The organism is Bradyrhizobium sp. NBAIM08 (assembly GCF_020193935.1).
Lineage (GTDB): Bacteria > Pseudomonadota > Alphaproteobacteria > Rhizobiales > Xanthobacteraceae > Bradyrhizobium > Bradyrhizobium yuanmingense.
On sequence record NZ_JADYVR010001122.1, the window covers coordinates 1 to 394 of the forward strand.

The 394-nt window shown below is 69.5% G+C and carries 1 protein-coding gene; it reads right to left on the reverse strand.

From position 1 onward, the window contains the following. The coding region (locus tag I6F37_RS43765) for a hypothetical protein (RefSeq protein WP_225154949.1) at positions 1 to 394 on the reverse strand (394 nt) is incomplete at both ends.

The window sequence follows — 394 nt, forward strand, 5'->3', positions numbered from 1 at the left end:
GGACGCAACCCTGCGAGGCGTGCCCCTTCGCCGATGGGACGACCTGCATCGTCGAGGGCAACCGTCACCGCGCCGTACAGCGGGTTGTCCGCGCTCGCCCCCGCGGGAGCCTGCTCGATCCAGGCCGCCAGCACGCCTTTGCCAAAGGGCGCCAGCGCGGGCGAGTGGGAGTGGGCCACGGAGCCGAGGACGTGGATCTCGTCGCCAATGCGCTTGGCATCGTGACCCGCGATCTTGGCTGCGTAGATATCCGCAAGGCCCTCGTTGGGAGCTTCCCGCGAATCGGCCCATGCGATCCACACGTCGGCTCCGTGGGCTACGGCGGTCAGGTCCGTGGCGTCGCCAGGTGCGTGGCGAATGCGCTCTTCGCGACCGATACGCTGCAGGTCCGGAG